6 protein-coding genes are annotated in these 6,402 nt (G+C 72.6%); 2 read left to right on the forward strand and 4 right to left on the reverse strand.

All coding sequences use genetic code 11. From position 1 onward, the window contains the following. Positions 1-18: 18 nt before the first annotated feature. The 4 genes from BIV04_RS05885 to BIV04_RS05900 all read right to left on the reverse strand — a co-directional run bounded on the left by BIV04_RS05885 (position 19) and on the right by BIV04_RS05900 (position 3,864). Entirely contained in the window at positions 19-990 is a 972-nt protein-coding gene (locus tag BIV04_RS05885) for a hypothetical protein (RefSeq protein WP_071255123.1), read from the reverse strand. A 75-nt stretch (positions 991-1,065) separates the two neighbouring features. Beyond that, on the reverse strand, positions 1,066-1,947 hold the full coding sequence (locus BIV04_RS05890; RefSeq protein ID WP_071255125.1) for a DNA/RNA non-specific endonuclease: 882 nt from the start codon (positions 1,945-1,947) through the stop codon (positions 1,066-1,068). Positions 1,948-2,116: 169 nt separating this feature from the next. Beyond that, a complete protein-coding gene (locus BIV04_RS05895; protein WP_071255126.1) occupies positions 2,117-2,791 on the reverse strand; it encodes a PadR family transcriptional regulator in 675 nt (224 codons plus the stop codon). A gap of 164 nt (positions 2,792-2,955) precedes the next feature. After that, on the reverse strand, positions 2,956-3,864 hold the full coding sequence (locus tag BIV04_RS05900; protein ID WP_083396192.1) for a CoA ester lyase: 909 nt from the start codon (positions 3,862-3,864) through the stop codon (positions 2,956-2,958). Between the two features lie 167 nt (positions 3,865-4,031). On the opposite strand from BIV04_RS05900, the gene BIV04_RS16400 reads away from it, so the two are divergent. Beyond that, a complete protein-coding gene (locus tag BIV04_RS16400; RefSeq protein ID WP_083396193.1) occupies positions 4,032-5,513 on the forward strand; it encodes a CvpA family protein in 1,482 nt (493 codons plus the stop codon). Between the two features lie 107 nt (positions 5,514-5,620). Beyond that, on the forward strand, positions 5,621-6,340 hold the full coding sequence (locus tag BIV04_RS05910; RefSeq protein WP_071255128.1) for a hypothetical protein: 720 nt from the start codon (positions 5,621-5,623) through the stop codon (positions 6,338-6,340). The last annotated feature ends 62 nt before the right edge of the window (positions 6,341-6,402 follow it).

Consider the following 6,402-nt stretch of genomic DNA (forward strand, 5'->3'; position numbering starts at 1 on the left):
AGGCGCGGCACGGGTCGGTCAGACCGTGTACTGCACCGAGACGGGCGGCTCGAGACCGGCGAGCAGGTGCACGTACGCCTGACGGGCGTCCTCGACGAGCAGTTGGCGTTGGATGTGCTGGTCGTGCCAGTCGACCAGGTCGTCGGGCGTGACGTCGTCGACGTCGTCGGCCACGAGGTAGCTGAACGCGTAGGCGCTGCCGTCGTCGTCGAGGGTCCGGCGGTAGCCGAGCGTCTGGCGGCTCGTGGCGTCGACGAAGACCTCCCAGCCGGGGTCGCTCGCGTCCGGCAGGGTCACGTCGACCACGGGGTGGGGGGCGCCGTGGGCGGGGGAGGCGAGTCTCGTGCCCAGGGTGGCCGTCCGCATCGTCGTGGCGGCCGGGCCTGCCGTGGCGAGATCGGCGGCTCGGGCGCCCCCGGGCCGCGACTCGTCCGGACCGGAAGCGCTCGTCACCGCACCTGCTACCCGCGCCACGGCCGCGGCGCCGGCCAGCGAGGACTCGGGAGAGCTCGTGTCGATGCCTCGCACCACGTCGTGGTCGACCCGGGCGACGGCTCGCGTGAGCGCACCCTCGAACAGCTGCAGCCGTCGGGCCGTCGCCCGCAACCACGCCTCGAGGGCGTCTCGTTCGTCGGACGTGAAGGGCTCGGGCTCGAACGAGTTCACGGAGAAGGACGCGGCCTCGACCGACCACTCCCACTCGAGCACGACGCGGAGGAGCGCCGATCGGCGGGGCATCAGCGCGAGCGTCCCCTGGCGCAGCCCGGGCGAGAAGTGCAGTTCGGGTTCGTCGAGCAGGTGCCGGACACCGGAGGCCGCGTCGGTCGAGGTGGTCGGCACCAGGAAGGCCACCCGGACCTCTCGCCAGGGCGCGGCCCGGACCGGAGGCGCGTCTTCGTCGCGCAGGATGGTCAGGCTGCGCGGCATCTCGGGCGGCAGGGGTGACGGGGTGTCTGCGGGGTCGACGGGGTCTCGGTCGTTCGGTGCCATGGCCAGAGAATGCTGGCACGGCTCGATGCGAGCCGCCTGGACGAGCCGCCTGGACGAGCCGGGGTCGCAGGGCCGTCAGAACGACAGTTGGTCGACCGACGTGAGCGGCACCCACCCCTCGCGGATGCCGTCCGGTGGCTCGATCGTGGGCACGGGCCGCAGGGTGTCGGCCTCAGCGAGCTGCGCGAGGTCGAAGCCGGTCATCTCGGCGATGTCGCGGACGGGCACCTGGTAGGTGCGGTACGGCCCGAGGGGCGGTGGGTCGCCCTGCTCGTGCGCGCGGGCGAACGCGGCCTCGAGGTCGACGCCCTCGAGTTCGGGGGACTGGTCGAGCAGGTACGCCGCCGTGCGCAACGAACCACCGTCCGACGTCGTCCACGCCGCGATCTTGAAGAACCGGCGCGGCAGGCGGATGCCACGGTAGGGGGCGTCGTCGTCGAGCAGCACGGGCGCCGTGAAGACCGTCAGCCGCTGCCGATGCGTGGAGGCGTACTGCAACACCTGGTCTTCGAGGCCGAGCCAGAGTTCTTTCGACTGGTTGAACTCGGCGGCTTGCGGTGCGGCGTTCGTGAAGCTGAAGGTGTCGACGTTCGCGCGGGCCGCGACGGCCGGCTCGCCCCAGACCGGGTCGCGTCGGCGGACCAGGTGCCCCCGGTCGAGGTCGTTCGAGGCGTAGACCTCGGGCCCGGTCTGCTCGTCGTCGGGCACGCGCTCGTCGAGGTGCCAGTCGTCGCCTCGGCCCAGGTCGAGCAGCGACGACCCGTCGATGTTGACCGCCGTCAGGGCGGCCAACCGCCGGACGGGGTCGAGCAACACCGTGAAGTGGACGTAGGGCAGCTCGCGCACGGTCGCGTGGAGGGCCGGCAGGGGCACGTCGACCGTGAGGAACGACGGATCGTACCCCGCACGGTCGAGCCCGCCGGGGTTCGCGGTGGTGGGGTCGTCTGTGGTGCTCATGGGCGCCTCCGGCAGGTCGTCGTTCTCGTGGGGCCATCCTGCCCACGACCCCTGACATCGGTCCGGTCGGCGACGCGACCACGCGAAGGAGGCGCGGTGCGGGGGTCACCCGCGCCGCGCCTCCTCGGGTGCTCACGTCGGCCGTCGGGCCGGGCCGGCCCGCGAGGACTCAGTCCGCCAGGATCGTGTAGAGCGCGCGGCGGGCTTCGTCGAGCTTGGCGGTGGCGGCGGCCCGCTGGGCCTCGCTGCCGTCGTGGTGGAACTGCTTCACGACGCCCATCAGCTTCATCAGGCTGGTCTGGAACTCGCGGTCGGTGTCGCTCGCGTCGTCAGCCGTCGCGGCCCAGGCCTTCTCGATCTCGTCGGCGTGCTCGGCCACGTAGGCCCGGCCCGCCTCGGTCAGCGTGAAGACGCTCTTGGTCGCGGCCTCGTCGGACGAGATGAGTTCTTCGTCGACGAGCTGCTGCAGCGTGGGGTAGACCGAGCCGGGGCTGGGCTTCCAGGCGCCGTCGGTGCGCTCGGCGATCGCCTTGATCAGGCCGTAACCGTTCGACGGGGCGTCGGACAGCAGCGAGAGGATGGCGAGGCGCACGTCGCCGCGTCGGGCCCGGCCGCGTCCTCCGCGGCCCGGCCCGAAGCCGCCGGGGCCGAAGCCCGGGCCGCCGGGGCCGAAACCGGGGCCGAAGCCGCCGAAGCCGGGGCCGGGGCGGAACCCGCGGCCGAACGGACGGCCGAAGCGGCCGTGACCCTCGCCGCGGCCGGGGAGGTCGCGTCGGGCGTCGGGGAAGTCGTGGTGCTGGCGACGGGGGTCGCCGTGGTTCTCGGGGGTGAAGTCGGTACCCATGGGGTACTCCTCTCGGGTCAGGGGGAAGAAGTGGAGATCACGACGTCCTGTCGCGATGTGTCAAAGATATGTCGTTGACTATCGCGAGTCAAGACCGCGACGAGAACTCGGGCAAAAGAAAGGAGGCGCATCCCGGGTGGGATGCGCCTCCTTCGGTCGTGAGGTCAGCTCGCGGGCTGCACCCCGAACGCCGAGGCGAGCTTCTCGATCTTCTGGGCCCGGCCGAGGCGGGGCAGGTCGCTGCCGTCGCGGATGACCCGGCCGCGGCCCTCGAAGTCGGCGAGGAAGTCCTGGGCCCAGGCGACGTCGGACGGGGTGGGGCTGATGACCTCGTTGATCACGGGCAACTGCTCGACGTCGAGGCAGAGCTTGCCGGTCAGTCCGAGGGCGACCGCGACCCCGGACTGCTCGCGCAGGACGGGGTGGCTGCTGCCCACCGTCGGGCCGTCGATCGGGCCGGGCAGTCCGCCGATGCGGCTGGCCACGACGAGGCGCGAGCGGGGGTAGGCCATGGCCAGGTCGTCGGCGCTGGTGCCGGTGTCGCGACGGTAGTCGCCGCTGCCGAACGCGAGACGGAAGGCCCCGCGGGCCTTGGCGATGGCGGGGCTCTCCTCGATGCCGAGGGCCGACTCGACGAGCGCGAGCACCGGCACCGCGCCTCCGAGTCGGTCGAAGGTCTCGGTGACGTGCTCGGGGGCCTCGGTCTTGGCGAGCATGACGCCGTGCAGTCCGGGCAGGCCCATGAGGGCGTCGACGTCGTCGGACCAGAAGTCGGTCGAGCGGTCGTTGATGCGCACCCACGCCTCGCCGCCGCCCTTCAGCCAGGCGACGACGTCGTCACGTGCGGCGGGCTTGCGGGCCGGGTCGACCGCGTCCTCGATGTCGAGGACGATCTGGTCGGCGCGTGACGCCTGCGCCGAGTCGAAGCGGTCGGGCGCGGTGCCGGGGACCAGCAGCCACGAACGGGCGATGTCGGGCTTGGGTCGCGTGCGGCCGGCCGCCGGGGCCCGGCGGGCCGTCGCCGCGGGGTCGGTCGCGGTCGGGTCGGAGGGGATCTGGCTGGTGTCGGTCATGACGTCGTCGTCCTTCGTCGCTCGGCGGTCCCGTCCACGCTACCGGCTCGCCCGGGCCCGTGAGTCCTCCGGGTGAGGGCGGGGGCTCCCGGCCCGGGGTGCTGTTCGGGCGTAACGTTCAGGAGGATCACAGATCCAGGGAACGACCCCACCGACAGGAGTGAGCCATGACCGACGCGAACGATCCGCGGCGCGACCGCCCCGACCACGAGGGACGCGATCCCCGGCACGGCGACGAGAACGACGCCCCGCGGTCCGACGAGACCGGCGAGACGGTCGAGCAGACCGAGGTGCCCTACGGCTCCGAGCTGCCGACCCGGCAGCCCCCCGCCGTCGACTTCGGCGGCGACGCCCCGGCGCAGCAGCAGCCCGCCGTCGACTTCGGTTCCGACGCCCCCACGCAGCAGGCCCCGATCGCCGACGCCGAGGACCGCCCGGTCGTGGCCGAGACCCGTGCGACCGGCGACGCGTCCGACGCTCCCGCCCCGTCCGACGAGGAGGCGCTGCCCGAGTCGGTGCCCGCCGAGTACGTCCCCGGCGACACGGCGTCCGACCGACCCGCCGATGCCGACTCGTCGACCGACGCCGACGGGCGCGACACCGAGGTCCTCTCCGAGTCCGACCGGGACGCGGCCTCGGCCGGCCGTCCCACCGAGGCGATCCCCATGGTGGCTCCGACCGAGCCCGCCCAGCGGGCCTGGTCCGCCTCCACCGACGGCACGCGCCGTCCGCTGCACGACGACGAGGCCCTGCGCGCGGCCGAGGCCGCCCGCGCCGGAGACCCTGCCACGGGTGACCGGGGTGACGACACGGCCACCGCGGCGTCCGCGACCGCGGCGACCGGCGCCTCCTCGTCGTCGCACGACGGGTGGGTCGACGACCGCTCGGACGCCGAGCGCGACGCCACCGACCGCGCCGCGGCCGAGCGTCAGCCCTCGTTCGGTCAGGACGCCCCCACCGCCGTCGCGCCCACCGCCGCAGCAGCAGGAGGCGCGGCTGCGGGTGCCGCCGCCGGTCGCGACACCGGCTCCCACGCCTACCCCCTGATCAAGGACTCCGGCATCGACCACGTGTCGGTGCGCCGTGAGTTGCTCGCCCAGCAGAAAGAGGAGTTCGGCGGCATCCGCTTCGGCGCCGGCCTGCTCGGCTGGTTCGCGGCGACGGGCTTCGGCCTCGTCATGATCACGATCTTCGGCGGCGTCCTCGCGGCCTGGGGTGGGGTCGCCTCGGGCTCGACCGCGATGACCGACCTGCGCAGCTTCACGGCCGACAACGCCGACGTGCTGGCGCTGACCTCGGGCATAGTGGTGCTCGCGATCATCTTCTTCGGGTACCTCATCGGCGGGTACACGGCGTCGCGCATCGCCCGCTTCAGCGGCTTCAAGCAGGGGCTCGCGACCTGGCTCTGGGGTGTGGTCATCACGATCGTCCTGGCGATCGTCGTGGGCGTCGTCGGGACCCAGTCCGGTGACTCGTCGTCGCCGAACCCGTTCGTGCCCTCGATGGACGACCTGCAGTCGTCGTCCCTCGCCGGTCTGATCGGCCTCGCCCTCGTGGTCGTGTTGAGCTTCGCCGGTGCCGTCCTCGGCGGCCTGCTGGGCCAGCGGTACCACCGCAAGGTCGACCGCTTCTTCTCCGAACAGGACTGAGCGTCGCGAGGGGGCGTCCCTTCCGGGTCGCCCCCTCGCCCCATCCGACGCGGCCCGGGCGTCGAACACCGATCAACCCCGCCGGGCAGCACAGACAAGGACCATTCATGCGCACCCCCCACCGTTCCCCCCTCGGCCGCGGCGTCCTCGGCGTCGTCGCCACCGGAGCCCTCGTGTTCTCGCTCGCGGCCTGTGCCTCGACCTCGGACTCCGAGAGCAACAACACGGCCCCGACGCACCCCGTGAACCAGACCCGCGAACCGGGCCCGGGCGAGAGCCTGTTGCCCCAGGCGACGATCCCGGACCTGTCGAACGGCGTCGACACGCAGGTCGCCGTCGACGCGTCGTTCGTCGAGGCCCTCACGACCCTCGGTCTCACGCCGGGCGTGGTCGGCACCGCGACGTTCACCGACGGCACGTTCTCGTTCCCGATCACGGGCGGACACGTCGACTACTTCGGCCCCGACAGCGAGATCCGTCCCTACGTGCAGGGCGAGATCGACCACGACGGCTCGGGCCTCTCGCTGACCGCGGCCGACGGCACCGTCGTCGAACTCACCGACTTCCGCATCGACCCGGGTGAGTCGAAGCTCTACGGCACCGTCACCGCCAACGGCACCGTCGCCGCCGAAGACGCCTACCTGTTCAACCTCTGGGGTGGCACCCTGAAGCCCCTCGAGGTCGTCGACGGCAACGCCGTGCTCGAGGGCACGACGGTCCACGTCAGCCCCGACGCGGCCGAGCTGCTGAACGAGACCTTCAAGACCGACGCCGTCCAGGACGAGATGCTCGTCGGCGTCGCGAAGATCACCGCCGCGACGGAGTAGAACCGAACCACGGCGTGATCCGGTACGTACCGGATCAGCCTCGAACCCGGTTTCGAACCATG

This window comes from Frigoribacterium sp. MCBA15_019 (assembly GCF_001864945.1).
Lineage (GTDB): Bacteria > Actinomycetota > Actinomycetes > Actinomycetales > Microbacteriaceae > Frigoribacterium.

Excerpts from the sequence above, each read along its gene's own strand:
- BIV04_RS05885 (WP_071255123.1), bottom strand. The coding sequence starts at position 990 with ATGGCACCGAACGACCGAGACCCCGTCGACCCCGCAGACACCCCGTCA.
- BIV04_RS05890 (WP_071255125.1), bottom strand. The coding sequence starts at position 1,947 with ATGAGCACCACAGACGACCCCACCACCGCGAACCCCGGCGGGCTCGAC.
- BIV04_RS05895 (WP_071255126.1), bottom strand. The coding sequence starts at position 2,791 with ATGGGTACCGACTTCACCCCCGAGAACCACGGCGACCCCCGTCGCCAG.
- BIV04_RS05900 (WP_083396192.1), bottom strand. The coding sequence starts at position 3,864 with ATGACCGACACCAGCCAGATCCCCTCCGACCCGACCGCGACCGACCCC.
- BIV04_RS16400 (WP_083396193.1), top strand. The coding sequence starts at position 4,032 with ATGACCGACGCGAACGATCCGCGGCGCGACCGCCCCGACCACGAGGGA.
- BIV04_RS05910 (WP_071255128.1), top strand. The coding sequence starts at position 5,621 with ATGCGCACCCCCCACCGTTCCCCCCTCGGCCGCGGCGTCCTCGGCGTC.